Here is a 22569-nt window from a genome sequence, read left to right as displayed (position 1 = left end):
TGGAGCTGGATGCGGCGGCCCGGGCTGTTCCGGGTGGGGCGGAACCGGGCGCGTCGCGGGTGCGGCTGAGCTTGGCGAGGGTGGCGTCACACCCCTCAGCCTACGTTAAATGAGAATCATTAGCATTAACGCGAATGGGATGAGAGTGTTCCCACCTCGGAGAGAAGCGCCGTCAGGCGACCCAGGCCGCCGTCGTCCTCCGATCCGCCCACCTCTTCGCGCGCTGCAGGAGAGGTGAACATCGCGATGGCTTCCAGGCGGCAGCCGCCACCGGGGAGCTCCAGGAAGTCGAGGACTTCCAGGACGGGGCCGTGCGAGTCAGCCTCCGCCTCGACGGTCTGGACGATGCGCCAAGGCTCGGATACCTCGTGGAAGCTTCCGTAGAAGGTCCAATCCTCGCCTGCGGTGCTCACGGTATAGCTCCAGGCGCCGCCCGTGCGGGCATCCCAGCGACGGAACCGCAGCTCCACGCCGTCGGGCACCAGCCAGCGGGCCAGCCAGAGAGGATCGGTGTGAGCACGGAACACGGTCTCCACCGGGGTGCCGAACTCCCAGACGCGGTTGATGCCGCGCAGGCCCTGCCATTCCTCGAGCTGCCGGATGCTCTCCACCTGTCCTCCTTGTTCTCCAGGAAGTCTGGTGGGCCGCGTCATCCAGGGTCAACGGCGGACCTCATGGGAGGGCACATTTCGTCACCGGCGTTCACGTGCCGTCACGGGGCGCAATGCTTCGGATGATTGACTGGAGCCATGATCCGCAGCATGACTTCCGCCGACTTCGCCGCAGTTCAGGACCTGGAGAGGGCCGCCGGAGAGCAGTTCCGCCAGGTGGACATGGCCGCCATCGCGGAGGACGAGCCGCTCTCGGACGAGGAGCTTCAGGGTTTCGTCGACTCCGGCTGGGCGTGGGTACTCGTGCCGGACGAGGGTGCGGCCCATGACGACGGCGTGGTCGCCTACGCGGTCGGTGAACTGCTGGACGAGGCGGCGCACCTGGAGCAACTCAGCGTGGATCCGGGACATGCCCGGCAGGGACTCGGGGCGCGCCTTGTGCAGCACCTGCGCGACACGGCCCGGCAGCGGGGGTTCACCCGAGTCTCGCTGACCACCTTCGCGGACGTCCCTTGGAATGCCTCGTACTACGCCAGACTCGGCTTCCGGATCCTGCCCGAGGAGGACTGGGGCCCCGAGGTGCGGGCTCGGGTCGCGGAGGAGGCGACGCACGGACTGGACCGCTGGCCGCGCGTCGTCATGGTTGCGGAGGTCTGACTCCCTCCCTATTTGCTCGCGAGATGCCAGTTGAGCACAGTCCACAGGAGCAGGACTGTGCTCAACTGGCATCTCGCGAGGCGGTGGAAGGGGAGGGAACGGCTATTCGATCCCGGCGAACAGCTGATTCAGCTCGGCGGTGAGTTCTGCGGCCACGGCCGGGTCGGATCCGATGGTCTTGCCGTCGAGGTGGTTCACCGGGGCGATCAGCCGGATCGAGGAGATCAGCCACACCGCATCGGCGTCGAACAGGTCCTCCGGCTCCAGCGGCCCGTAACCCAGCTCCCAGCCGGCCGCCTGGGCCGCCGTGAAGAGCGCGCCCTGCGAGGTGCCCGGGAGGATGCCCGAATCGAGTTGCGGGGTGATCAAGCGTTTGGTGACCGATCCGTCGTCGTGCACCTCGCGGTGCGCCAGCAGCACGGTGGAGGTGGGGCCCTCCAGCACGCGGCCGTCCGCCGAGGTGAAGATGACATCGTCCGCGCCGAGCGAGTGCGCGTGGCGCAGTGCCGCCATGTTGACGGCGTAGCTGAGTGTCTTGGCACCGAGCAGCAGCCAGGGGGCGCGTTCGGCCAGATCGCTGTCGTAACCGCGGTCCAGGAGGACGACGTCGATGCCCTCCACCCGCTGCTTCTTCCCGAGAGCCGGTGCCGGGCTGGCCTGCACCCACTCGGTGGGTGCGCCGGCGCCCTCGACGCCGCGGCTCACGAGGAGCTTCACGATGAACTCGTCCACGCCCGGATGCGCTTCCAGGTAGCTTTCGACCGCGGTGGAGATCGCCGCGCGCCACGGCTCTTCGCCGCTGAGCTCCAGTTCCAGGGCGCGGGCGGAGGTCGCCAGGCGGGCCAGGTGGGCGGGGAGCTTGCGCAGTTTCCCATCCAGCACCAGGAGCGACTCGAAGACGCCGTCGCCACGGGTGGCGCCCAGGTCCGTCGCCATCAGCTGAGGCACGGAGGAATCGGCCAGACGGCCCTCAGGGTGAGCCGGATCGAGGAAGACGAGGACGGTGCTCGGGGACATGGAAGTCATGGGACAAGCGTATCCACCCTGCCGGGGACGCCACGCGGAACCCGCGGGTGAACCGAGGTGCGGCGGCAGCGGCATTCTCGGGTGAGAATGTCTTGACGGCACGGCGCCCGGCATGGTCGGCCGGCGAGGGAACAGGGGAAACGCATGCTGCCATACATCTGGCCCCAGGAATGGAACGTGGGTTTCACTCTCTGGGTCCTGGCGGATCTGGTCATCCGCCTCGTCCTGCTCGGCGTGGTGCCCGGCAACCGTCGGCCCACCACGGCGATGGCCTGGCTGCTGGCCATCTTTCTGGTGCCCGACGTCGGCCTGATCCTGTTCCTGCTGTTCGGCAACTTCCGGCTCAAGGGCCGCCGCGCCCGCGAGCTCGAGGACGTGAACCGCCGGGTCCGGGAGGCCAGCAGCCTTCTCGAGGGCGTGCCGGAGCAGTTGCATCTGCCGGTCTGGCTGCGCTCCGCCATCGAACTCAACCGCCGGCTCGGCGCGCAACCGCTCACCACCGGCAACCGGGTCCAGCTCATCCCCGGCTATGAGGACTCCATCGAGGCGATGGCCGAGGCCGTCCGGGGGGCCAAGCGGTTCGTCAACGTCGAGTTCTACATCATGGCGTACGACTCGGTGACGGAACCACTGTTCACGGCGCTGGAGGAGGCCGCGCTGCGTGGTGTGGAGGTCCGCCTGCTGTTCGACCACATCGGAACCCTCCGGGTGCCCGGCTACCGCCGCCTGCTGCGCCGGCTCAAGGCCTCTCACATCCGCTGGCGGCGGATGCTGCCCGTGATGCCGTTCTCCGGTCAGTGGCGCCGCCCCGATCTGCGCAATCACCGTAAGATCCTGGTGGTCGATGGGGACGTGGCGTTCACCGGCTCCCAGAACCTCACCGAACCCTCCTACAACAAGGCCAAGAACCGCAAGGCAGGCCGGCGGTGGGTGGAACTCATGGCGCGGGTCGAAGGGCCCGTGGTGGCTAGCCTGAACGTCGTCTTCGCCACCGACTGGCTGAGCGAGACGGACGAGTCCCTGGAGGAGCAGATCATCCTGCCCGAACTGGTCGACGGCGCGATCCCGGCCCAGGTGGTGCCCAGCGGGCCCGGGTTCTCGCAGGAGAACAATCTGCGCCTGTTCAATGCCCTGATCTACTCCGCGCAGGAACGGATCTCCATCTGCAGTCCTTACTTCGTGCCGGACGATTCCCTGCTCTATGCCATCACGACAGCGGTCCAGCGCGGCGTGCATGTGGAACTCTTCGTCTCCGAGCAGGGCGATCAGTTCCTGGTGCACCACGCCCAACGGTCCTACTATCAGACGCTCCTGGAGGCCGGAGTGCGGATCCACCTCTACAAGGCGCCCGCCGTGCTGCACGCGAAGCACTTCACGGTGGACGACGAGGTGGCGGTGCTGGGGTCCAGCAACATGGACATGCGGTCCTTCTCGCTGAACTTCGAGGTCTCCTTGATGATGATCGGTCCGGAGATCGTGGCGGCGCTGCGTGAGGTTCAGGAACAGTACCGTGCCACCTCACGGGAGCTGAGCCTGGAGGAGTGGCAGGAACGTTCCGTGCTCTCCAAGTACGCCGACAATGTGTGCCGGCTCTCCGCCACGCTGCAATAGCGTGCGGTGACGGTCAGCGTGAGGCGACGGCGCCGCCGTCGTCCGTCGGGTTCGTCCCGGCGCCCGACGCCGGCGTGTAGACGATCAGCTTCAGAGCCGGAGCGTCCGCAAGACTCAGCTGGTGGTGTTCGTAGACCCGCGTCCCGCCGCCTGGATGGTTGAAGGCGCGGGTGCGGGGTGTGAAGCCGCGGATGCCGTGGGCATCCCACTGGGCACGGAACTCGGGGCTCGACTGCAGCAACCCGGCCACGAGACTGGCTTTCCGGGCGTCCTCGATCCGGGATCCGGTCTCCGCCCGGAACTCCGCGAGGAACTGGGCGCTGGTCTGGTCCCAGTCCGGCAGCAGGGCTCGGACCGCGGGATCGGTGAAGACGAGTTTCAGAAGGTTCCGCTCCGGCCCGGAGACCTCCAGGACCCTTGGGAAGAGCGCACTGTACGCCTGGTTCCAGGCCACGATGTCCCAATTGCCTTCGAGGGCCAGGGCGGGGTTCGGGTCGATGGCGTCGAGCAGCCGCTGCACGTGCGCCGTCGTCTCCGCCGTTCCGGGGCCGGGTGCCGGGGCCGCGTAGCCGAACGGGGTGAAGAGGTAGCGTTCCTCGGCGGGATCCAGGCGGAGCACGGTGGCGAGGGACGCGAGGACCTCGCGGGACGGGTTGACCTTCCTGCCCTGTTCGAGCCAGGTGTACCAGGTCACCGAGATGGCGGAGAGGAACGCGACCTCTTCACGCCGAAGCCCCACATCCTTCCCCCGTCCGGCTTGGGGGAGACCGTAATCGCTGCGCACGGCTTGACGACGGCGCGCGGTCAGGAAGCCGCCGAGTTCTTTCCGCCAGGCCTCTGCTTCAGTCATGGTGCTCGCCTTTCGAAGTGCGTTCGGGTGGGAGGGAGATGCGCCAAGGTCTGGGTCCGGCATGCGCCTGTTGCCGCGCCCCGCTGAGTTCGTGGGTTTCGGCTGAGTTCGTGGGAAAAATCCACGAACTCAGCCGAAACCCACGAACTCAGCGGGACCGGGCCAGCCGAAACCCACGAACTCGGCAGCTGAGGTCAGGGCTGAGGTCCCGGCGGTCAGATCACTGATTCTAGTACTCTCACTACCAGAAGCAGGGCCGTCTTGGTGCTGGTCGTTGCAGACGGAAGACTGGGACCATGCCCGCATATCGTTCACGCACTGTCACCCACGGCCGCAACATGGCTGGAGCCCGCGCACTGCTGCGCGCGTCCGGCGTCGCCAATTCCGACATCGGCAAGCCGATCATCGCCGTGGCCAACTCCTTCACCGAGTTCGTCCCGGGCCACACGCACCTCGCCCCCGTGGGCCGCATCGTCTCCGATGCGATCCTCGCCGCGGGCGCCGTGCCGCGCGAGTTCAACACGATCGCCGTCGACGACGGGATCGCGATGGGCCACGGTGGCATGCTCTACTCCCTGCCGTCCCGCGATCTGATCGCCGACTCCGTGGAGTACATGGCCAACGCGCACTGCGCCGACGCCCTGGTCTGCATCTCCAATTGCGACAAGATCACCCCCGGCATGCTCATGGCCGCGCTGCGCCTGAACATCCCCACCGTGTTCGTCTCCGGCGGCCCCATGGAGGCCGGCCGCGTCACGCTCACGGACGGCTCGGTCCGCTCCCTGGACCTGGTGAACGCGATCGCGGACGCCGTGGACGAGTCCATCTCCGACGCGGACATCAATCTCATCGAAGAGAACGCCTGCCCCACCTGTGGCTCCTGCTCCGGCATGTTCACCGCGAACTCCATGAACTGCCTCACCGAGGCGATCGGCCTCTCCCTGCCGGGCAACGGTTCCGTGCTGGCCACCCACACCGCCCGCAAGGCCCTCTACGAGAAGGCCGGCTCCACCGTCGTCGATCTGGTCAAGCGCTACTACGACGGCGACGACGACTCCGTCCTGCCCCGCTCCATCGCCACGGCCAAGGCCTTCGACAACGCCATGGCGCTGGACATCTCCATGGGCGGCTCCACCAACACGATCCTGCACCTGCTCGCCGCAGCGCAGGAGGCCGGTGTGGACTATGGACTGGCCGAGATGGACGCCAAGTCCCGCCAGGTGCCCTGCCTGGCCAAGGTGGCTCCGAATGTCGCCAAGGACAAGACCTACTACATGGAGGACGTGCACCGCGCCGGTGGCATCCCCGCCCTTCTCGGGGAGCTGAACCGTGGTGGTCTGCTCCACCAGGACGTCCACTCCGTGCACTCCGCCGATCTGAACGGCTGGCTGGACGACTGGGATGTCCGCGGCGGCAAGGCCACCCAGGAGGCCCAGGAGCTCTGGCACGCGGCGCCCGGCGGTGTCCGCTCCTCGACGGCGTTCTCTCAGTCGAACGTCTGGACTTCCCTGGACACCGATTCCGAGGGTGGCTGCATCCGCTCCGTCGAGCACGCGTACTCCAAGGACGGCGGCCTGGCCGTCCTGCGTGGCAACATCGCCGTCGATGGTGCCGTGGTGAAGACCGCCGGCGTGGATGAGTCCATCTGGACCTTCGAGGGCCCCGCCGTGGTCTGCGAGTCCCAGGACGAGGCCGTGGAGAAGATCCTCAACAAGACCGTCAAGGAGGGCGACGTGGTGGTCATCCGCTACGAGGGTCCCAAGGGCGGTCCGGGCATGCAGGAGATGCTGTATCCGACCTCGTTCCTCAAGGGCCGTGGCCTGGGCAAGAAGTGCGCGCTGATCACGGACGGCCGCTTCTCCGGCGGCACCTCGGGCCTCTCGATCGGGCACATCTCCCCGGAGGCGGCGTCGGGCGGCACCATTGCCCTGGTGGAGGACGGCGACCGCATCCGCATCGACATCCCCACCCGTTCCCTGGAACTCCTGGTGGACCCCGCCGAGCTGGAGGCACGGCGTGAGCGCCTCGAAGCGACCACGGGCTACCACCCGGTGGGCCGCGAACGTCAGGTGTCCGCCGCGCTGCGGGCCTACGCGGCCATGGCCACCTCCGCGGACAAGGGCGCGGTGCGCGACGTCGACGCCCTGTACCGCATGACCTCGCCGCAGCCGGTGGCGCAGTAGGTTCCTGGCTGCCACAGGCTCTCACCCCCGCCGAACTCGCTACTCCGTTGCGAACTCGCTCATTCAATGCGCGGTTTCGCACGCAACTAGCGGGCTCGGCGGGGCGCTGGAGGGGTTGCAGGGCGTCTGCGAGCCATGCTCCGGGTTCCTGTGGCCGGTGTCAGCCGGGGTAGTCGGAGCCGAGGGTGCTCAGGACTCCGAAGGCTTTGGCACGGATCTCCTGGTACTCGCTTTCGGGGTCCGAATCGGCGGTGACGGCTCCGCCGACGCCGAGGCTGAGCCGGGTCTCCTCTCCGGAGCCGGAGGCCACCAGGGTGCGGATCACCACGGAGAGGTCGGTGGCGCCGTTCAAGGAGAAGTAGCCGACGACGCCGGAGTACACGCCGCGCGGTGCGGCCTCCAGTACATCGAGGATGGCCATGGTGCTGATCTTCGGGGCTCCGGTCATGGACCCCGGGGGGAACGCCGCCGTGAGGGCCTCGACACGGGATGCGCCCGGCGCGAGGCGCGCTTCGATGCTGCTGACCATCTGGTGCACCGTCGCATAGCTTTCGATGGCGCACAGCCGGCTGACGGCGACGCTGCCCGGCACCGCGTGGTGGCTGAGGTCGTTGCGGAGCAGGTCCACGATCATGATGTTCTCAGCCCGGTCTTTCAGGCTAGACCGTAGATCTTCCTGCAGCGCGGAGTCCTCGACGGCGTCCTCGGCACGGCGGCGTGTGCCTTTGATCGGTTCGGCCAGCATGCCGCCCCCGGACCCGATGGAGAGGAACCGCTCCGGCGAGGTGCTCGCGACGGTCACCCCGTCGAAGCGCAGGAAGCTCGCGAACGGGGCAGGGTTGCGCCGCCGCAACGCCCGGTACGCCTCCCAGCTGTCGAAGCCCGGCGCAGGGGCGCTCAGAGCCGTGGTCAGACAGATTTCGTAGCTGTTGCCTTCGCGGATCTCATCCTGGCTCGCGCGGACCTTGGCCAGGTAGGACTCGTGCGAATCGCGGGCACTGAACCGCGGCGCCGTCCCGAAACCGGACGACGACGGCTCGTCCTCGGCGGGGGTTCGCGCCAGCTCCACTGCGCGGGCGACGGCGGCGGGCCAGCTCTGCCGCTCGCCGTCGTCGTGCCTGTCCTCGTCCGCCGAGGCGAGTTCGAGCGCCCAGACGACGTTCTTCCGGTGGTCCAGCACGACGGCCCGGTCCGCGAACAACAGCGCCGCGTCAGGGACCGTGGCTCCGGCCGTGGACACGGAGGAGCCTCCGCACTCGCGCTTGAGCTCGTAGCCGAGCCAGCCGAGCCAGCCGAGCTGGAACTCGCAGGCATAGTCGGCCGGCGCGGGCGCGGCGGCCTGGGTGCGCCATGCGGAGGAGAGCCAGCGGAAGAACGGGGTGCGGAAGCGAGCGGTGACCGATCCGCTGCGGAGGTGCATCGTGCCGTCGCGATGTTCCGCGCTGAGCCCGCGTCCTTCATCGGACGCCATGATGCTGAAGCGGTTCCGGGTGGTTCCAGGGAGGCCCGCATCGGAGGAGTCCAGCCAAGCGGCGCGGTGCTCCCCGCCGAAGAGCGCGGAAAACAGGTGTTCCTCATCGACCGGCCGTGTGCCATCGGACGATTCCGGGCAGGCGAACGCCGTGAACCGCGCGGCACGTGACTCGCGTTGCGTCTGTTCCGGCGCCATCAGTGAGCCGGCGAGGGGGTGCTGGCAGAGCAGCTCGACGACGTCGTCGACGGCGGTGCCGCAGGCAGGGTTGCGGACGGTGAGTTCGACGTGTTCCGGGACCGGGTCCTGGCCGAGCCACTTGAGTTCCTGGCCGGCCCAGCTGTCCCAGAACGGGATGTAGGTCTCGCCGTCCCGGGCCAGGGCACGGGTCTTGCGGTCGTCGTCGGCCGCCTCGACCCACAGCGTGACATCCAGCAGTTCGCGGGCAGCGGCGGAGCAGGCGCCGACGCCTTCGATCACGACGATCTCGGAGGCCGCTGTGCCGCGTTCCGGGCCGTCCTTCCCGGCCACCCAGTCCCAGGTGGTCCAGCGTGCAGCGTGGCCGGTGGAAAGCGGGGTGAGCACCGTGTCCACATAGCGCTCGATCCCGCCGGCGAGCCCGTCCCAGCCGGGATAGATATCTTCCATGTGGAACAAGGAGACGCTGCGATGCTGCCGCAGACGAGTGCAGAGTTCGACGGCGAGGGTCGTCTTCCCGGCGCCTGAACGGCCATCCACGCCGATGAGCAGGGGAGCGGTGCGAGGAGAGGTCATTGGCCGTGCTGCGCCCCGCGGGCCACCGCCGTGCGGATGAAGTCCACCAGCGGGTCCAGAGCCGCGGAGATCATGGTGGCGCATTCGACGAAGTCCGCCGCGTCCCCATACCAGGGGTCGTAGATGCCCTGTGCCCCGATCTCCTTGCCTTCGACGGCCGGGTCGAAGGAACGGAACATGCGGACCTTGGCACGGGCCTCATCATCCGGGGCCCAGCGCAACAACGCCCGGTGGTGGTTGACGTCCATGGCCAGGATGAGGTCGCGCTCACGGAACCAGGCGGAGTCCCATTCGCGGGCCACGTGTCCGGAAGGGTCGATTTCCATGGACCTCAGCTGCGCTTCCGCGCGGTGGTCCATGGAACGTCCGGCCTCCTCGTCGCTGATCCCTGCCGAATCCACTGCGACCTCGGAGAGGATCGCATCCTCGGCTGAGCTCGCAGCGGCCTCCTGAAGCGCTCGCCGGAGAAGACGCTCCGCCATGGGTGAGCGGCAGATATTGCCGGTGCACACCGTCACGACTCGGAAAGGGGAATCAGCCATGCTTCAACGGTAGCCGGTGACGGGCCGGTGCAGGTGCCCGATACGGTGCAGGTGCTGGATCCAGTGCCGGTGTCCGATCCGGTCTGGCGTTCCGGTGTCCCCACTCTGGCCGCCTTGGCCTTCGAGAGCTGCTCAGCGTCCTTCGGCCAGCTTCGCCAGGATCTCCCCGGTGGAGCTGACTTCCCCGAGGCGGGGGAACACGGACGTCACGGCGTACTCGTGGGCGTTCGGTGTCAGATCTGCCATGGCATCCGCGGCGAAGACCACGTTGTAACCGAGGTCGTGAGCGTGACGGGCGGTCGACTCGACGCCGACGCTCGTGGCGACACCGGTCAGTACGATCTGGGTCACGCCGCGTTCGCGCAGGATCGCGTCGAGGTCGGTCGTGGCGAAGGCACCCACGCTCTTTTTCGTGACCAGGATGTCCGTGGGGTCTTCGTGCAGGCCCTCCGCGAGGGCGAAGAAGTCCTCGGGAACCTCGGCCGGCATGCGGCGTTCGGCATCGGTGCGTCCGGCGGGAGCCCCCGCCACGTTCACCAGAACGACGGGCAGGCCGTGCGTGCGGAAGGCCGTTGCAAGGTCTTTGGAGCGACCGACGAGTTGATCGGCCAGGGCTGCTGCTCCGGCTGCGCGGAGCCGGCCCACGATGCCGTTCTGCAGGTCGATGACGACGAGGGCGGACTGGGGATCGATGACGGAGAGAGGCATGAGAGGTCCTTTCGGCAGGAAGAAAAGGAAGAGATGGGGAGCGGGGAGTGAAGCGGTCAGTCTGTGGGGGTGATACGGGACAGCAGGGTCACGGCCTGGCGGATCAGTGCCAGTTCCTCGGAGCCGAGTTCCTGGCCCAGGGCGTTCTTGAGCCAGTCCTGACGGAAGGCGCGGCCGTTCGCATACAGTTCGTGAGCGCGCGGCGTGAGGCTGAGGAGAGTCTTGCGGCGGTCCTCGGAGGATGGTTGGCGCTGCACGAGACCCGCCTCCTCCAGGGAGGCGACCGTGGCGCCCATGGACTGGGGCCTGACGCCTTCTCGTCGGGCGAGCTCGCTGATGTTCTCGGGCCCGCCGCGCTCGAGAAGGGAGAGCACATTCTTCTGGGCGCCTGAAAGAGCCCCCAGGCCATCCGGTTGTCGCAGCTTCCGGGCCAGACGGGAGATGACGTTGCGTAGTTCCGAAGCCGCAAGCGCGGCCTGCTCGTCGTGATCCGGAACCGGTGTGGGAGGCATGAAACTCATTTCAGCACATAGAAAGGAAACTGTACAGTTAACTTCTAATTTCACTGCCCAAGACCCATGGCCACGAGGAACGGCCGGGGCTACGCTGGACGAGCAGGTCCCGCTCGCAGAGGGCCGCGGGGCATATCCGAGGGGAGGTGCAGCGATGCCGGGAATTCAGCCCGAGGACGAGGATCGCATGCACAGTGAAGCGCCCGTGGAGGGTGACGAGGAAGAAGAACTTCAGGACGCCGGACGGGTCCATTCCGAAGATCCGGCCGAAGGACCGGACGAGGAATGACATGCGGAGGGCCGGCGGCGGATCGGACGAGGTGAGCGCCACCGACGTCGCCCTCGACCGGATCAGGGCTGTGGCCCTGCCCTGGCCCGAGGTGACGGAGAAGCCCTGCTACGGAATGCCCGCCTTCTACGTGGCGGGCAAGATCTTCGCGCGCCTGCACGAGTCTCCCGGCGTCGTCGTGCTCTGGCTCGGCAGCCAGGAGGAGCGGCAGGTTCTCCTGGACAGCGAACCGGAGGCGTTCTTCATCACGGAGCACTACCGGCGGAGTTCCAGCGTCCTGGCGAGGGTCCGGCTGCTTCCGGATGACGAGCTCCGCGAGCTTCTGACGGACGCCTGGATGCTCCGGGCCCCGAAACGGCTGGCTCTGCCCGAGCCCTCGGACTCGTCTGATAGGCCCGGATGAGTCCGGGCGGGCTCGTCTCCAGAATCACAGCGGTGGCGCAGCACGACAGGCTCCGATGGGACAAGCTCACCGCAACAGACTCGGCTCACCGCAACAAGCTCAGCCCACCGCAACAAGATTCAGTGCAGAAGCGCCAGTCCGGTGCCGAGCACGACGAACAAGGTCCCGAAGCTGCGGTTGAGCACCAGCTGGCCGCGGGCTGAGCGCGTGAAGTTCCGGACCGAGCGCGCGGCCAGGGCGAAACAGAACCACATGACGATCACATCGATGAGCACCACGGTGACCGCGACCACCGCGTACTGAGGCACGAGCGGTTCCTCCGGGCGGATGAACTGCGGCAGGAAGGCGAGGAAGAAGACGATCGCCTTCGGGTTGAGGAGGTTCACCCACAGCCCGCGCCGGAACATGCTCCAAGCGGGCTCTCCCGCCAAGGCCTCCTGCGCGCCGTCGTTCTCCGCTGTCTTGGCGAGGAACTGCCGGATGCCCAGATAGATCAGATAGGCCGCGCCGGCGTAGCGGATGACGTTGAACAGCACGGGAGAGTGCGAGACCAGGACACCGAGCCCCAAAGCCACGATCACCACATGGACCACCAGGGCGGCCTGCTGGCCCAAGATGCCCCAGATCGCGCGCGTGAAGCCGACATTGAGGGCATTGCTCATGGTGTTCACGGCGCCCGCGCCCGGCGTGAGGCTGATCAGCAGCGTAGCGGTGGCGAGTGCCAGCCAGAGCGAAAAATCCACCCGTCAAGCGTATCCGTCGGCCTGCCATGCCGTGAACGGGAGGCCTCATCGAATCCGGGACCGAAGAGCCGGAGGCCGGACTCGACGGCTCAGCGTGCTCCGGTCCGCCGCCGACTGGGCAGAATAGAGGCATGTCACTGCCGTCGATGAGAAGCCGAACCCACCTGACCACTCCGCAGCGTGCCGCGGAGGAACGCTCGCTGCAAGCGGGTGGCGGCGCCCTCGTGATCGGCTTTCTGGCGGGCTTCGTGGTGTTCTTCGGTGACCATCCTGCACTGTCCGGAAGTGGTTCGATCGGCGTGGCCGCCGCCGTCGTGAACGCGTTCGTGGCCCTGGCGGCATTCGCCTTCGTGGTCGGTGCCCGGGTGGTCAAGCGGGTGCGTGCCGACGGCCGCCCGCCATGGCTCTATCTGCTCGACGTCGTCGCCCTGGCGCTTTCGCACGCCGCACTGGCATACATGGGTTCCGTGGCGCTTTTCGCGATCTTCCAGCAGGCGTTCATCGGGCTCCGGCTGGATGCCTTCGCCGCGGCGCTGCTCATGGCGATGACCGCGGGTGTGGCGGCGTATCTGACCGCGACGAACGCGCAGCACCTCACCACGGAGCGTGTGGCGACCCTGCTCGCGGCGTTCCTCATCATGGGCGTGCTGAACGCCATGATGAACACCAACCAGCCCGATTGGTGGCACTCCAACATCAGCGCGCTGGGCACGGCGAGCTCGGGCACGGCCTCCACCTTCAACATCACGCTCCTGGTGGCGGGTGTCCTCATCGTCACGCTGGCGCACTTCGTGCTGGCCGATATGCGCGTCTTCTCCGAGTCCGACGCCGGTGCGATCGCCTTCACCCAGATCCAGGCGCTCCGGCAGCAGGCCGGGCAGCGCTGGCTGCGGCTGTTCGGCGCCCGGGGCTGGGCGAAGGGCGTCGGGCAGGACCGCTATCTCCACCCCAAGCTCCGGCCCGTGTACGGCTGCCTGGTCCTGATGGGCGTCGGTCTGGCGCTCGCGGGCCTGGTGCCCGTGGACGAGTCCGAGTTCCTGCACAACACGGGCGCCACCGGCATGGTCGTGGCCTACGGAGTGCTCGTCATCGCGCTGCCCTGGTGGATCCCCGGGCTCGGATTCACCTTCCACGTGGCGAGCGGCGTCTTCGTCACGGGCGTGATCGTGTCCGCACTGCTCTACCTGCCGCTCGGGTACTACAACCTCACGGCGATGGAACTGATCGCCTTCGCCTTGATCTTCACCTGGCTCATCCTGTTCATCCGTCAGGTGGCCAGTGTGCCGCAGCAGGAGGGTGCGGCACCCGTGGAGGCCGTCTGAACCGGCTGCGGACCGCTCAGGCCCGCAGCAGGACTTCCCCGTTGGGCATCACGAGCCAGCCATCGGCGGACTCTCCCCAGCGATGCCATCCGGCGGCGATCCGCTCCAGCGAGGCGGGGCTCGCATAACCGTAAGAGAGGGCCTGCTCACCCAGTGAGGAGTGGACCACCCGCTCGGCCCAGACACGGGCCAGCCAGCGGCGCTGCTGCGCCGTCGCATAGGTCCAATTGCTGCTGCTCGGGGCGACGTCGGTGAATCCGGCGGCCTGTGCCCAGGCCACGAGATGACGGCCGCCGTCCGGCTCGGCTTGATTGTGCCGGGCGACGCTCTGGTACATCTCCATCCACTCGTCGAGCTCCGGTGTCTCCGGGTACCAGAAGATCCCGTGGAAGTCTGCGTCCCGGGCGGCCACGAGACCTCCCGGCTTGGCGACCCTGCGCATCTCACGCAGTGCCGCCACAGGATCGGCCAGATGCTGCAGAACCTGATGAGCGTGGACCACGTCGAAGGAATCATCCGGCAGATCCAGGGCGTAGATGTTGCCCGAGATGAACTCCGTGTTGGCCACGCCACGCGCATGCGCGAGCTCGGCGGCCTGTTGCACGACCTCCGGTGAGCGGTCCAGGCCGGTGACCACGGCGGGTGCCACCAGCTCCGCGAAGTCGCAGGTGATGCTGCCCGGTCCGCAGCCGACGTCGAGCACGCTCACGCCCGGTGTCAGGTGTTCCAGAAGGTATCCCGCGCACTCTCGTGCGGTCCGGCTGGCGTGTGCGCGGACCACTGATTCGTGGTGCCCGTGAGTGTAGACGTCATCGCGTTCTTGCTCGCTCATGCAGACACGGTACTACCGCGTTTCAACTGCGGAAATAGCAGTCCGACAGGAGAAATTCCGGAGACGATTGGCGAAGCGTTGACTAGTGCCCTATGATGCATTGCCGTGACGTCCCGCTGGACGTTCGTGAGGCGAGGAGAGGCAGGCCACACATGGCGACCGACTACGATGCAGTGCGATCCGATGTTGCGGAGATCCAGAACGAGTCCCTGGAGGCCCTGAAATCCGTCAACTCCGGAGACGCCCGCAGCGTCGTCCGCGAGCTCGACGAGGCCGACACCTCGGATGGTGTTGATGTTCCCGATGTGGACCTCAGCAATGAGGAACTGACCGTCGTGGTCATCCCGGAACGCGCGGATGAGTTCACCTGCGCCTCCTGTTTCCTGGTCCGCCACCGCTCGCAGATTGCGCGCGAGAGGAACGGACTCGTGTACTGCGTGGAGTGCGAAGGCTGATGACTTCCAGTGCCCGTGCCGCTTGCGGCACGGGCACTGTTTTTTAAGCCGTGACTTTCGGGCGAGGACGGGGGAGGACGCGATGAACGACGGCGGCAGAGAGCTGGTCGGCGCCGAGGCGGTGGGTGCGCGGCTGGGTGAGCGCTGGCTGGTGCGCCCGGTCTCCTTCCGGCTCGGCGCGGGTCAGGCGCTGGCGCTGACCGGACCCAACGGTTCCGGGAAGACCACGGTGCTCAGGATCGTGCTGGGCCGTCAGGCCCACAGCGAGGGGACCCTTCGGCGGACGGTGGATCTGGGCGGAGGTGCCCAAGGCATTGCTGCCATGACCGGCCCTCCGCCCTTCTACTCTCGTCTGACCGTTGCGGAACACCTCGACGCGGTGGAAGCCTCCTGGTCCGGCTCAGGCGGAATGGCGCTCCCGCTGGCGGACGTCCTGAAGGCCCTTGAACTGGAACGGCTGGCGGATCAGTACCCGGACGAGCTGTCCTCGGGCGAACGCCAGGGGATCGGGCTCGTGATGGCGTTGGCCCGGCCTGCCGCACTCCTGGTGCTGGACGAGCCGGAGCAGCGACTGGATGCGGACCGGAGGGTCGTGATCGCGGATCTGATCCGCCGTCGTCAGGAGCAGGGGGCCGGGATCCTGCTCGCCACGCACGACCACCGGTTGCCCGGCCTGCTCGGAGCCTCCCGTCTGACGCTCAGCCGCGAGGAGGGTTTCCCCGCCTTCCTCGAACCGGGGGACGAACCCGAGGCGGAACCGGGCCAGGACACGTGAGTTCCGAGGCGGCCACCGGCCACGCGGCACCCGGCGCGCGGAACGCACGACAGGAACTCGCCCAGGTGAGGGGGCTCCTGCGTGGTTCGGGCTCCCAGGACCGGTGGTACCCCTGGTATTTGGCGGCCCTGCTGGCAGGGTTCGTCCTCGCACCCGGGTGGTGGTCGGTGGTGCTTCTGGTCTCGCCGCTGCTCGCGGGGGTTCCCATGGAGGGGGCTGGGGCGCTGACCGGGGTGCTGGAAGCGTTCCTGGTGGTCGCTGCGGCCTTCTCCCCGCGCTACCTCGGCCCGGTCTGGACCTCGGCTGAGGAGATCCACTATCTGGTGGCCGGCCCGTTCGGCATCGGCGCCACCTTGCGGGCGAGAACTCTGTTCCTCCGGATGGCCATCGTCGCAGGGGCCCTTGTGCTCGGCTTTCTCCCGTCGGTGGCGTGGTGGCAGGGCAACGGGCGTCCCGATGGGGCCACCCCCTTTCTCGTGGCCGCGGTGCTGGGTCTGCTCGGAGGCCTCGGAGCGGCCCTGCTGGCGTCCTGGAAACAGACGCGGCGCGGCGGGCTCGATGTGCCGCGCCTGGAGGAGCTGACCACCATCCGGGACACGGCTCTGGCCGGAGTGCTGATCGGCGACGGGCGTGCCTTGGCCGGAGCGGTGCCGCGGCGTGGCCCGCGCACCGCCAGACGTCTGCCGAGGGGCCTGCTGCGGCGAGCGGTGGCGATCGATCTGCGCTACGCCCGGCAGGACCCGTGGAGGGTGCTGCTCTCCGTGGCGCTGCTGGTGGCCGTGACGGTGCTGGCCTCGCTCTGGAGCGCGGGCCCGGCTGGCCTGGCGGTGGTGCTGCTCGCCGCTCAAGCGGCCATGGGGCGGCTGAGCGGCGCGCTCGGCGACATCTCGGACACTGTGGGGTTCGACGTCGTCGTTCCGCAGAGTGCCGCGTCCCGGCTGCTGGCTCAGCTGCTGTTCCCGGCCGCCGTCGTCCTGCTGGCGACGGCGTTGCCCGCCGTGATCGCCGCGCCGGGGCAGGCGTGGGGGTTCCTCGCAATGGCGGCTGGTGCGATCCTGTTGCGCTGTGCGACGCTGGGCGTCGCCGGGTTGCCCGCGCAATTCCTGACGCCGGTGAGTACACCCGTGGGCGACGCGACGGCCATGTTCATGGTGCTGTGGCTGCTGCGCCCCGTGATTCCGGCGGTGTGGGTCCTGTGGGCGGGCGGGACGTTCGCCCTGTCCTCGGTGACCGGAACCTTGCTCGTGGTGCTCGGAGTGCTGGCGCTGGTCCGTTTCGGGGCGCTGGCCCGACAGGTCTAGTGACAGGTCTAGCATCGCGCCGGGCACACCTCATCGATTGCTGCGTAAAGGTCGTTATGAGGGCTCAAAACGACCTTTACGCAGCAATCGATCCAGAAGGGATCAAGGAGGGAACCGGAATTCAGCCCCGGCGCTCGTGCTGGCCGTCTCCCAGGGCGGAAGTGACCCGGCTGACGAACACCGCGAAGGACTCCAGCCAGCCCCGCAGGAACTCGGCGGTGCTCTCATTGGTGACGTTTCCGTCGTCGTCGATGAGATCCGGAGTGAAGTGGATGTACGCCTCCGGGCTCGCAAGCTCCGGGGAGTTCACGAAGGAGAGGATGCTGCGCAGGTGCTGCTGTGCCACGGCGGTCGAGATGTTGCCCGGGGATGCGCCGGTGACTGCGGAAGGCTTCTTCGCGAAGGAATTGCTGCCCCAGGGGCGGGAGGCCCAGTCGATGGCGTTCTTCAGCGCGCCCGGCACGGATCGGTTGTACTCCGGAGTGACGAAGATGAGGGCGTCGGACGCCTCGATCCGGGCCTTGAAGTCCCGGGCGACCGGTGGGAAGGTCTGATCGTAGTCCTGGCTGTAGAGCGGGAGATCTTTGATGGGGATCTCTTCCAGAACCAGGTCCTCAGGCGCCAGTTTCTGGAGCGCTTCGGCGAGTTTCCGGTTGATCGAGGTGGATGAAAGCGAGCCCACCAGAACGCCAACTGAGTACGGCATTGCGTGTCCTTTCCGAACGAATGGTCCCCCGTCGAGTCCCCCAGTGCCACGCTAGGCCCGCCGCGCCCGGCAGTCCAGAGCCAACGCGTCCTGACGTCGTGCGCCGGTCTTCCGAAAACGGCCGCAGACAGCGGGACTCCCGGCCACTACTCTGAGAAGGGAGAGCCCGGGCTGCCGCGCCCGGCCCCGTCCCGGGCGCCCCGGACTCGCGAGAGGACGATCATGCCCAGTATCACCAATTGCCTCTGGTTCAACGGTCAGGCCGAGGCCGCCGCCGAGTTCTACGTCTCCGTCTTCCCCAACTCCTCCATCAGCGCCGTCTCACGCTATGGGGAGGGCGCACCCTTCCCCTCCGGCACCGCCCTGACCGTGGAGTTCCAGCTCAATGACGCCCCCTTCCAGGGGCTCAACGGCGGCCCGCAATTCACCTTCAACGAGTCGGTGTCCTTCTCCATCAGCTGCGCAGATCAGGCCGAGGTGGACTACTACTGGGACAAACTCACGGCCGACGGCGGCCAGGAGGGCCAATGCGGTTGGCTCAAGGATCGCTTCGGGGTGTCCTGGCAGGTGGTCCCGCAGGCGCTCGGCAGCATCATGAGCGGCGACGACGCCGAGGGTGTCGGCCGCGCCATGCAGGCCTTCATGGGCATGCAGAAGTTCGACATCGCGGCGCTTGAGGCCGCGTACCGGGGGGAGTGAGGACCATGCCCGCCCTCAAGAACTGCATCTGGCTCAATGGCCAGGCGGAGGAGGCCGCGGATTTCTATGTCGCCGTCTTCCCGGACTCCCAGCGCGGCGTGACCACCTGGGTCCTGGAGGACTCTCCGTTCCCTGCGCCGTTCCCTCCGGGCACCGCGCTCACGGCCGACTTCACCCTGGACGGTGTTCCTTTCCAGACGCTCAATGGCGGACCCATGTTCAGCCCGAGCGAGGGTGTCTCCTTCGTCATCATCACGAAGGACCAGGAGGAGACGGACTACTACTGGGACCGGCTTCGCGCCGATGGCGGCATCGAGCAGCCGTGCGGCTGGCTGAAAGACCGTTTCGGGGTGTCCTGGCAGGTGGTTCCGACCGTGGTGGATGCGATGACGGCGTCGGACGATCAGGCTGCCGCCCTCCGGGCCATGGAGGCGCTCGCCGGGATGACCAGGATCGATATCGCTGCGATGGAGGTGGCCTTCCGCGGAGAGTGAGCCCCGCCGGCCGTCGCTCACGGCTCAGGCAGCCGTGCGTTCCTGCCACCAGCTGACGGTCTCCCGGGCGGCCCGGTCCAGTGGGGTGGGGCCGAAACCGAGCAGGGCCTCGCTGGCGCTGGAGTCCATCACGAACGGTGCCGTGAACTGGTAGTCGAGTTCGTTCAGTTCCCGGATGGATTCCATGACCGTTCCGAGGCCCTTCATGAGCCAGCGGGGCAGGACCGCGACCTTGGGCGCCGGCCGGCCGGCGGCACTCGCGAAGGCCTGCGCCATCTGGCGTTGCGTCCGGGCAGGGCCGGTGGGAGCGTGCAGTACCCGGTCCCAGAGTGATTCGTTCAGGGCGGCGGCGATCATCGCTGCCGCGAAGTCAGGAACGTACGTCCAGGAATGCGGCTGGTCCGCTGAACCGATCACTCGGACCGTCTTCCCTTCCAGAACCAGCGGAACCATCCGCTCTCCGGCGTGGGCGTTGAGCGCCCTGGGGCCGAAGTAGTCGCTGCCGACCACGCTCACCGTGTGGGCTGGATGAGCCGCGCGGGCCGCCAGCAATTCGGTGCGGACTCCCCGCTTGCCGCCCCGTGCCTCGCGGGGGCTGTCTTCCCGCATCGGGCGCTGAGGCTCGCTGTAGGAGTACAAGCTCTCAGGGAAGACGACGACGGCGCCCGCGTTGGCCGCCGCGTCGAGGACGGTGCGCTCGGCCTGGGGCAGTTCGGCCCGCCAGGCGCGTTCGGTGTAGGCGCTGCCGTGGACGCAATGGAACACGGCCCGGACGCCGTCCAAGTGGGCTGCGAGCTGGGCCGGATCGCCGGCGTCGGCCTTGACCCGGTGGATCAGGGGGTGTTCCGGTCCGCTGCCGGAACGGGTGAGGAGTGTGACGGCTGTTCCTTGTGCGGCGAGTTGGGTGGCGATGGTGGAGCCGATCGGGCCGGCGCCGGTGACGAGGAACGCGGGGGTGGTTTCCGGGGACATGAGGTTCTCCTGAGTTCGAGATGAAAACGAGAGCACTGCTCTCTAAAACCAGAATGACGTCCCATCGTTGAGATGTCAAGAGCACTGCTCTCAAATGTTGACACCGCTCTCGCGACTCGGCACCATGGAGCCATGCCTGCCGCCGATTCGACCGCTCAGCCGTCTCCTGCCCGGCCCAAAGGCCCCCGGGAGAGGGCCAGGGCGCAGACCATCGCGGACATCATCAGCCTGGGCAGGCGTCACCTGGCCGAACACGGGGCGGCGGCGCTGTCGCTGCGCGCCGTCGCGCGGGATCTCGGGGTGGTGTCCTCCGCCGTGTACCGCTACGTGGAGAGCCGCGATGAGCTGCTGACGCTGCTTCTGATCGATGCGTACAACGAGCTCGGCGACGCCGTGGATGCGGCCGTCGACGCCATGCCCCCGGAGGACTACCGCGGCCGGTTTCTCGCGCTGACAGGGGCCGTCCGAGCCTGGGCCGTGCGCGAGCCCGCATGCTATGCGCTCCTTTTCGGCAGCCCGGTACCCGGATACCGCGCTCCGGGTGAGCGGACCACTGAGCCGGGAACCCGGGTGATCATGCGCCTGGTGCGGCTCCTCGACGACGCCCAGCACGCCGCGGCCCTGGCGCCCCTGCCGAACGCCGTCGTCGTTCCGGATGCGCTGGCCGCCAATCTTGCCGTGGTGCGTCAAGAGCTGGGTCTGGAACTCCCCGATGAGCTGATGGCTCGCGGTGTGCTGCTCTGGACGTCGGTGTTCGGTGCGGTCAGCTTCGAGGTGTTCGGACAGTATGGGCCGGGCACTTTCCCGGCTGCCGAAGAACTATTCGGGCATCAGATGGGAACGCTCGCCGGGCTCGTGGGTCTGTAGCTCCGCGACGATGTCATCGATCCAGGCCCATAGCGCGGGATCGGCCGTGACAAGCGGGGAAGCGGAATAGACGACGGCGGTCCGGGCGACGATCTCCAGATCCGCTGCCCGGCGCCCCAGGAGGCTCAGCAACTCAGGGGTGAGGGCGGCGGCAACGTCCGATGCCTGCCCAGGCTCGGACCAGAGGGTGTAGGTGCGGCCTTCGGGACTGTTGATCGGGACCGGGCGGAAGGACGTCGGCGGACGGAGCCGCTGTCTCCGGATCACGCCTTTGGGGCGGGCCGGCTCCAGGAACAGGTCCGGGAGCGGAGCGAGGGTCCTGACCGCCAGATATCCACCGTTGAAGACCCTGCTCGCTTTTCCGCGACGCACTGCGAAACGATAGTTCGCGAGTTCTGCCGGCCCGTGGGCTGTCCAGCGGACCAGCTCGGTGGCGACGCGCCCGGCCCCCTGGGTGAAGAGCTCCCCTGGTACGTGCGGATCCGGCACGTCGAGCAGCAGCGTGCGCCGATTCGTCGCGAGGAAGCGCGAAAGGCGATGCCGCAGCTCGTTCCGTGCGCGGTCCTTCCCGGCGACGGCGCGGGCCAGCCAGAAGCAGAACGCCGCCAGGACAAGACCGATCGCGAGCCAGCCGAGAGTGGCGCGAGGCCCGCCGTCGGGGTCCAAGGGGAAAAACCGCCATGTGGCTCCGGCCCCTGCTGCCAGGAAAGTGAACATCAGGGCGAGCATGCTCCGGGCGGACGTCGAGCGAGAAGGACTCGGGAGCTCCGAGGCGGCCAGCGGTTCTGTCAGGGCGCTGGTGTCCAGCCGTGCGGCGGCGGAGTGCTCTGCTGCCGGCCGGGAATCCATGACCCAACAGTAGCCCCGTCGGCCCAAATTCTGTTCGGACTATGAGCAGACAGGCTCAAATGATGGCGCTTTCGGCCAGAACCCCTGAAGATCGTTCAGGAGGGGGCTTGAGCAAAGCAATCGAGGGGAAGTGATGCTCGTGTCGGAAATCGTGCTGGAGTGGAGAACCGAAGGACTGGTGCCCACCTACACGGACGGTGAGATGTATGGCTGGATGATCGATGACCGTATCAGCTTGGAGACTGATATCGGTTCGCCGATCACCGCCTGGGCGGAGTTCGTCTACCCCCGTTCGGGGCGGCCGGGTCTGGCCACGTATCGGGGGCATGTCCCGGATGGGCCGGGTTTCCAGGTCTGGGGCCTGTGGGCGGTCGACGGTGATGGCCGTTCGGAGGCGCGGCCGCGTTCTCCCGAATTGGTCCACCGGGTGATCCCGGCGCAGACCTGGCCGTCGCATCCTGACCGTGAAGGCGTGTCGCCGGTGCTGCGTCGTCTGTGGGATGAGGCTGTGGCGGGGGATCATGCCCCGGACGAACCGTCCCGGAGGGGCGGAGAGTCGGATGCTTTGTCCGGCGAGTTCAGTGCTCTCGCCGGGGCCGGCATCGATTACGGGATCTCGGCCGAGATGGAGAACGACGCCGACATGGACCGCGCCGCAGAGCGCATCAGGGCGGCCATCTCCACGATCCGGTCCGAAGACCTGCCCGAAGTGCTCTTCAGGATGACCCTGGAGTACGGGAACGTGTCCGTAGTTGCGGATGCCGGGTGGGGTTCGGGCCGCCGCCCGGGGTGGTGACCGTTTCCGCGCCCTGTTTCGGTTTGTGCGCCCCAATTGGGGGGCCCAAACCGAAACAGGGGGCGGAAACGGTCACCACCCCCGGCGGGGGGCCCAACCCCACCCGGCCTCCGCAACAAAC

25 protein-coding genes are annotated in these 22569 nt (G+C 67.8%); 13 read left to right on the top strand and 12 right to left on the bottom strand.

The window, feature by feature from the left end; genetic code table 11:
• Positions 1 to 125: 125 nt before the first annotated feature.
• The gene (locus tag ACIPXZ_RS05485) at positions 126 to 611 is read right to left on the bottom strand and encodes an SRPBCC domain-containing protein (RefSeq protein WP_400591163.1); all 486 of its coding nucleotides are present in this window, start codon (positions 609 to 611) and stop codon (positions 126 to 128) included.
• 150 nt (positions 612 to 761) lie between these two features.
• Between ACIPXZ_RS05485 and ACIPXZ_RS05480 the strand changes: the two genes are divergently transcribed.
• Complete coding sequence (locus tag ACIPXZ_RS05480) at positions 762 to 1268, top strand: GNAT family N-acetyltransferase (RefSeq protein WP_400591161.1); 507 nt, start codon at positions 762 to 764, stop codon at positions 1266 to 1268.
• 102 nt (positions 1269 to 1370) lie between these two features.
• Here ACIPXZ_RS05480 and ACIPXZ_RS05475 read toward each other — a convergent pair whose 3' ends face one another.
• Complete coding sequence (locus ACIPXZ_RS05475) at positions 1371 to 2294, bottom strand: aminodeoxychorismate lyase (RefSeq protein WP_400591159.1); 924 nt, start codon at positions 2292 to 2294, stop codon at positions 1371 to 1373.
• A gap of 144 nt (positions 2295 to 2438) precedes the next feature.
• Here ACIPXZ_RS05475 and cls point away from each other — a divergent pair, with 144 nt between their 5' ends.
• Complete coding sequence (cls, locus tag ACIPXZ_RS05470; RefSeq protein ID WP_400591157.1) at positions 2439 to 3905, top strand: cardiolipin synthase; 1467 nt, start codon at positions 2439 to 2441, stop codon at positions 3903 to 3905.
• Between the two features lie 13 nt (positions 3906 to 3918).
• On the opposite strand, the gene ACIPXZ_RS05465 is transcribed toward cls, so the two are convergent.
• A complete protein-coding gene (locus ACIPXZ_RS05465; RefSeq protein ID WP_400591155.1) occupies positions 3919 to 4755 on the bottom strand; it encodes a helix-turn-helix transcriptional regulator in 837 nt (278 codons plus the stop codon).
• 296 nt (positions 4756 to 5051) lie between these two features.
• On the opposite strand from ACIPXZ_RS05465, the gene ilvD reads away from it, so the two are divergent.
• Entirely contained in the window at positions 5052 to 6938 is a 1887-nt protein-coding gene (gene ilvD / locus ACIPXZ_RS05460) for a dihydroxy-acid dehydratase (RefSeq protein ID WP_400591153.1), read from the top strand.
• 160 nt (positions 6939 to 7098) lie between these two features.
• On the opposite strand, the gene pabB is transcribed toward ilvD, so the two are convergent.
• The 4 genes from pabB to ACIPXZ_RS05440 all read right to left on the bottom strand — a co-directional run bounded on the left by pabB (position 7099) and on the right by ACIPXZ_RS05440 (position 10945).
• Positions 7099 to 9183 (bottom strand): aminodeoxychorismate synthase component I, encoded by a 2085-nt coding sequence (pabB, locus tag ACIPXZ_RS05455; protein ID WP_400591151.1) that lies wholly within the window; start codon positions 9181 to 9183, stop codon positions 7099 to 7101.
• The gene (locus ACIPXZ_RS05450; RefSeq protein ID WP_400591149.1) at positions 9180 to 9725 is read right to left on the bottom strand and encodes a low molecular weight protein-tyrosine-phosphatase; all 546 of its coding nucleotides are present in this window, start codon (positions 9723 to 9725) and stop codon (positions 9180 to 9182) included. The genes pabB and ACIPXZ_RS05450 overlap by 4 nt, the downstream gene beginning before the upstream one ends.
• A gap of 132 nt (positions 9726 to 9857) precedes the next feature.
• Entirely contained in the window at positions 9858 to 10433 is a 576-nt protein-coding gene (locus tag ACIPXZ_RS05445; RefSeq protein WP_400591147.1) for an isochorismatase family protein, read from the bottom strand.
• 56 nt (positions 10434 to 10489) lie between these two features.
• Positions 10490 to 10945, bottom strand: a complete 456-nt coding sequence (locus ACIPXZ_RS05440) for a MarR family winged helix-turn-helix transcriptional regulator (protein ID WP_400591145.1) — start codon at positions 10943 to 10945, stop codon at positions 10490 to 10492.
• A gap of 154 nt (positions 10946 to 11099) precedes the next feature.
• On the opposite strand from ACIPXZ_RS05440, the gene ACIPXZ_RS05435 reads away from it, so the two are divergent.
• Positions 11100 to 11234, top strand: a complete 135-nt coding sequence (locus ACIPXZ_RS05435) for a hypothetical protein (RefSeq protein ID WP_400591143.1) — start codon at positions 11100 to 11102, stop codon at positions 11232 to 11234.
• A 1-nt stretch (position 11235) separates the two neighbouring features.
• Positions 11236 to 11637: an MmcQ/YjbR family DNA-binding protein gene (locus ACIPXZ_RS05430; RefSeq protein ID WP_400591141.1), complete on the top strand. Its 402-nt coding sequence runs from the start codon at positions 11236 to 11238 to the stop codon at positions 11635 to 11637.
• 119 nt (positions 11638 to 11756) lie between these two features.
• Here ACIPXZ_RS05430 and ACIPXZ_RS05425 read toward each other — a convergent pair whose 3' ends face one another.
• Positions 11757 to 12380 (bottom strand): LysE family transporter, encoded by a 624-nt coding sequence (locus ACIPXZ_RS05425; protein ID WP_400591139.1) that lies wholly within the window; start codon positions 12378 to 12380, stop codon positions 11757 to 11759.
• Between the two features lie 131 nt (positions 12381 to 12511).
• On the opposite strand from ACIPXZ_RS05425, the gene ACIPXZ_RS05420 reads away from it, so the two are divergent.
• Entirely contained in the window at positions 12512 to 13702 is a 1191-nt protein-coding gene (locus ACIPXZ_RS05420; protein ID WP_400591137.1) for a hypothetical protein, read from the top strand.
• A 16-nt stretch (positions 13703 to 13718) separates the two neighbouring features.
• On the opposite strand, the gene ACIPXZ_RS05415 is transcribed toward ACIPXZ_RS05420, so the two are convergent.
• Positions 13719 to 14534 carry a class I SAM-dependent methyltransferase gene (locus ACIPXZ_RS05415; protein ID WP_400591135.1) on the bottom strand — a complete coding sequence of 272 codons (816 nt, stop codon included), beginning with the start codon at positions 14532 to 14534 and terminating at the stop codon, positions 13719 to 13721.
• 152 nt (positions 14535 to 14686) lie between these two features.
• On the opposite strand from ACIPXZ_RS05415, the gene ACIPXZ_RS05410 reads away from it, so the two are divergent.
• The 3 genes from ACIPXZ_RS05410 (at position 14687) to ACIPXZ_RS05400 (ending at position 17065) form a co-directional block, all read left to right on the top strand.
• On the top strand, positions 14687 to 14989 hold the full coding sequence (locus tag ACIPXZ_RS05410; RefSeq protein ID WP_400591133.1) for a DUF4193 domain-containing protein: 303 nt from the start codon (positions 14687 to 14689) through the stop codon (positions 14987 to 14989).
• An 82-nt stretch (positions 14990 to 15071) separates the two neighbouring features.
• Complete coding sequence (locus ACIPXZ_RS05405; protein WP_400591132.1) at positions 15072 to 15764, top strand: ATP-binding cassette domain-containing protein; 693 nt, start codon at positions 15072 to 15074, stop codon at positions 15762 to 15764.
• Positions 15761 to 17065, top strand: a complete 1305-nt coding sequence (locus ACIPXZ_RS05400) for a hypothetical protein (RefSeq protein WP_400591130.1) — start codon at positions 15761 to 15763, stop codon at positions 17063 to 17065. The genes ACIPXZ_RS05405 and ACIPXZ_RS05400 overlap by 4 nt, the downstream gene beginning before the upstream one ends.
• Positions 17066 to 17186: 121 nt before the next feature.
• Here the strand turns inward: ACIPXZ_RS05400 and ACIPXZ_RS05395 are convergent, their stop codons facing one another.
• Positions 17187 to 17771, bottom strand: coding sequence for an NADPH-dependent FMN reductase (locus tag ACIPXZ_RS05395; RefSeq protein ID WP_400591128.1), 585 nt, complete (start codon positions 17769 to 17771; stop codon positions 17187 to 17189).
• Between the two features lie 222 nt (positions 17772 to 17993).
• Here ACIPXZ_RS05395 and ACIPXZ_RS05390 point away from each other — a divergent pair, with 222 nt between their 5' ends.
• Together ACIPXZ_RS05390 and ACIPXZ_RS05385 are read left to right on the top strand one after the other, a co-directional pair.
• Positions 17994 to 18470, top strand: a complete 477-nt coding sequence (locus ACIPXZ_RS05390) for a VOC family protein (protein WP_400591126.1) — start codon at positions 17994 to 17996, stop codon at positions 18468 to 18470.
• A 5-nt stretch (positions 18471 to 18475) separates the two neighbouring features.
• Complete coding sequence (locus ACIPXZ_RS05385; protein ID WP_400591124.1) at positions 18476 to 18964, top strand: VOC family protein; 489 nt, start codon at positions 18476 to 18478, stop codon at positions 18962 to 18964.
• A gap of 24 nt (positions 18965 to 18988) precedes the next feature.
• Here ACIPXZ_RS05385 and ACIPXZ_RS05380 read toward each other — a convergent pair whose 3' ends face one another.
• Positions 18989 to 19936, bottom strand: coding sequence for an NAD-dependent epimerase/dehydratase family protein (locus ACIPXZ_RS05380; protein WP_400591122.1), 948 nt, complete (start codon positions 19934 to 19936; stop codon positions 18989 to 18991).
• 132 nt (positions 19937 to 20068) lie between these two features.
• On the opposite strand from ACIPXZ_RS05380, the gene ACIPXZ_RS05375 reads away from it, so the two are divergent.
• Positions 20069 to 20803 carry a TetR/AcrR family transcriptional regulator gene (locus tag ACIPXZ_RS05375; protein ID WP_400591120.1) on the top strand — a complete coding sequence of 245 codons (735 nt, stop codon included), beginning with the start codon at positions 20069 to 20071 and terminating at the stop codon, positions 20801 to 20803.
• On the opposite strand, the gene ACIPXZ_RS05370 is transcribed toward ACIPXZ_RS05375, so the two are convergent.
• Complete coding sequence (locus ACIPXZ_RS05370) at positions 20756 to 21652, bottom strand: hypothetical protein (RefSeq protein ID WP_400591118.1); 897 nt, start codon at positions 21650 to 21652, stop codon at positions 20756 to 20758. The two genes, ACIPXZ_RS05375 and ACIPXZ_RS05370, sit on opposite strands and share 48 nt — an antisense overlap.
• A gap of 133 nt (positions 21653 to 21785) precedes the next feature.
• Between ACIPXZ_RS05370 and ACIPXZ_RS05365 the strand changes: the two genes are divergently transcribed.
• On the top strand, positions 21786 to 22448 hold the full coding sequence (locus ACIPXZ_RS05365; RefSeq protein WP_400591116.1) for a hypothetical protein: 663 nt from the start codon (positions 21786 to 21788) through the stop codon (positions 22446 to 22448).
• Positions 22449 to 22569 lie beyond the last annotated feature (121 nt).

This window comes from Arthrobacter sp. NPDC090010 (assembly GCF_044748305.1).
Lineage (GTDB): Bacteria > Actinomycetota > Actinomycetes > Actinomycetales > Micrococcaceae > Arthrobacter_E.
Note: the sequence above shows the minus strand (reverse complement) of the source record. Positions and strands in the feature narration are given on the sequence as shown.

What these genes read in the sequence shown, in the direction of transcription:
- ACIPXZ_RS05480 (WP_400591161.1), top strand. Translation starts at nt 762, where the DNA reads ATGACTTCCGCCGACTTCGCCGCAGTTCAGGACCTGGAGAGGGCCGCC.
- pabB (WP_400591151.1), bottom strand. Translation starts at nt 9,183, where the DNA reads ATGACCTCTCCTCGCACCGCTCCCCTGCTCATCGGCGTGGATGGCCGT.
- ACIPXZ_RS05420 (WP_400591137.1), top strand. Translation starts at nt 12,512, where the DNA reads ATGTCACTGCCGTCGATGAGAAGCCGAACCCACCTGACCACTCCGCAG.
- ACIPXZ_RS05475 (WP_400591159.1), bottom strand. Translation starts at nt 2,294, where the DNA reads ATGACTTCCATGTCCCCGAGCACCGTCCTCGTCTTCCTCGATCCGGCT.
- ilvD (WP_400591153.1), top strand. Translation starts at nt 5,052, where the DNA reads ATGCCCGCATATCGTTCACGCACTGTCACCCACGGCCGCAACATGGCT.
- ACIPXZ_RS05430 (WP_400591141.1), top strand. Translation starts at nt 11,236, where the DNA reads ATGCGGAGGGCCGGCGGCGGATCGGACGAGGTGAGCGCCACCGACGTC.
- ACIPXZ_RS05435 (WP_400591143.1), top strand. Translation starts at nt 11,100, where the DNA reads ATGCCGGGAATTCAGCCCGAGGACGAGGATCGCATGCACAGTGAAGCG.
- ACIPXZ_RS05445 (WP_400591147.1), bottom strand. Translation starts at nt 10,433, where the DNA reads ATGCCTCTCTCCGTCATCGATCCCCAGTCCGCCCTCGTCGTCATCGAC.
- ACIPXZ_RS05375 (WP_400591120.1), top strand. Translation starts at nt 20,069, where the DNA reads ATGCCTGCCGCCGATTCGACCGCTCAGCCGTCTCCTGCCCGGCCCAAA.
- ACIPXZ_RS05370 (WP_400591118.1), bottom strand. Translation starts at nt 21,652, where the DNA reads ATGGATTCCCGGCCGGCAGCAGAGCACTCCGCCGCCGCACGGCTGGAC.
- ACIPXZ_RS05440 (WP_400591145.1), bottom strand. Translation starts at nt 10,945, where the DNA reads ATGCCTCCCACACCGGTTCCGGATCACGACGAGCAGGCCGCGCTTGCG.
- ACIPXZ_RS05385 (WP_400591124.1), top strand. Translation starts at nt 18,476, where the DNA reads ATGCCCGCCCTCAAGAACTGCATCTGGCTCAATGGCCAGGCGGAGGAG.
- cls (WP_400591157.1), top strand. Translation starts at nt 2,439, where the DNA reads ATGCTGCCATACATCTGGCCCCAGGAATGGAACGTGGGTTTCACTCTC.
- ACIPXZ_RS05415 (WP_400591135.1), bottom strand. Translation starts at nt 14,534, where the DNA reads ATGAGCGAGCAAGAACGCGATGACGTCTACACTCACGGGCACCACGAA.
- ACIPXZ_RS05380 (WP_400591122.1), bottom strand. Translation starts at nt 19,936, where the DNA reads ATGTCCCCGGAAACCACCCCCGCGTTCCTCGTCACCGGCGCCGGCCCG.
- ACIPXZ_RS05465 (WP_400591155.1), bottom strand. Translation starts at nt 4,755, where the DNA reads ATGACTGAAGCAGAGGCCTGGCGGAAAGAACTCGGCGGCTTCCTGACC.
- ACIPXZ_RS05365 (WP_400591116.1), top strand. Translation starts at nt 21,786, where the DNA reads ATGCTCGTGTCGGAAATCGTGCTGGAGTGGAGAACCGAAGGACTGGTG.
- ACIPXZ_RS05390 (WP_400591126.1), top strand. Translation starts at nt 17,994, where the DNA reads ATGCCCAGTATCACCAATTGCCTCTGGTTCAACGGTCAGGCCGAGGCC.
- ACIPXZ_RS05410 (WP_400591133.1), top strand. Translation starts at nt 14,687, where the DNA reads ATGGCGACCGACTACGATGCAGTGCGATCCGATGTTGCGGAGATCCAG.
- ACIPXZ_RS05450 (WP_400591149.1), bottom strand. Translation starts at nt 9,725, where the DNA reads ATGGCTGATTCCCCTTTCCGAGTCGTGACGGTGTGCACCGGCAATATC.
- ACIPXZ_RS05395 (WP_400591128.1), bottom strand. Translation starts at nt 17,771, where the DNA reads ATGCCGTACTCAGTTGGCGTTCTGGTGGGCTCGCTTTCATCCACCTCG.
- ACIPXZ_RS05405 (WP_400591132.1), top strand. Translation starts at nt 15,072, where the DNA reads ATGAACGACGGCGGCAGAGAGCTGGTCGGCGCCGAGGCGGTGGGTGCG.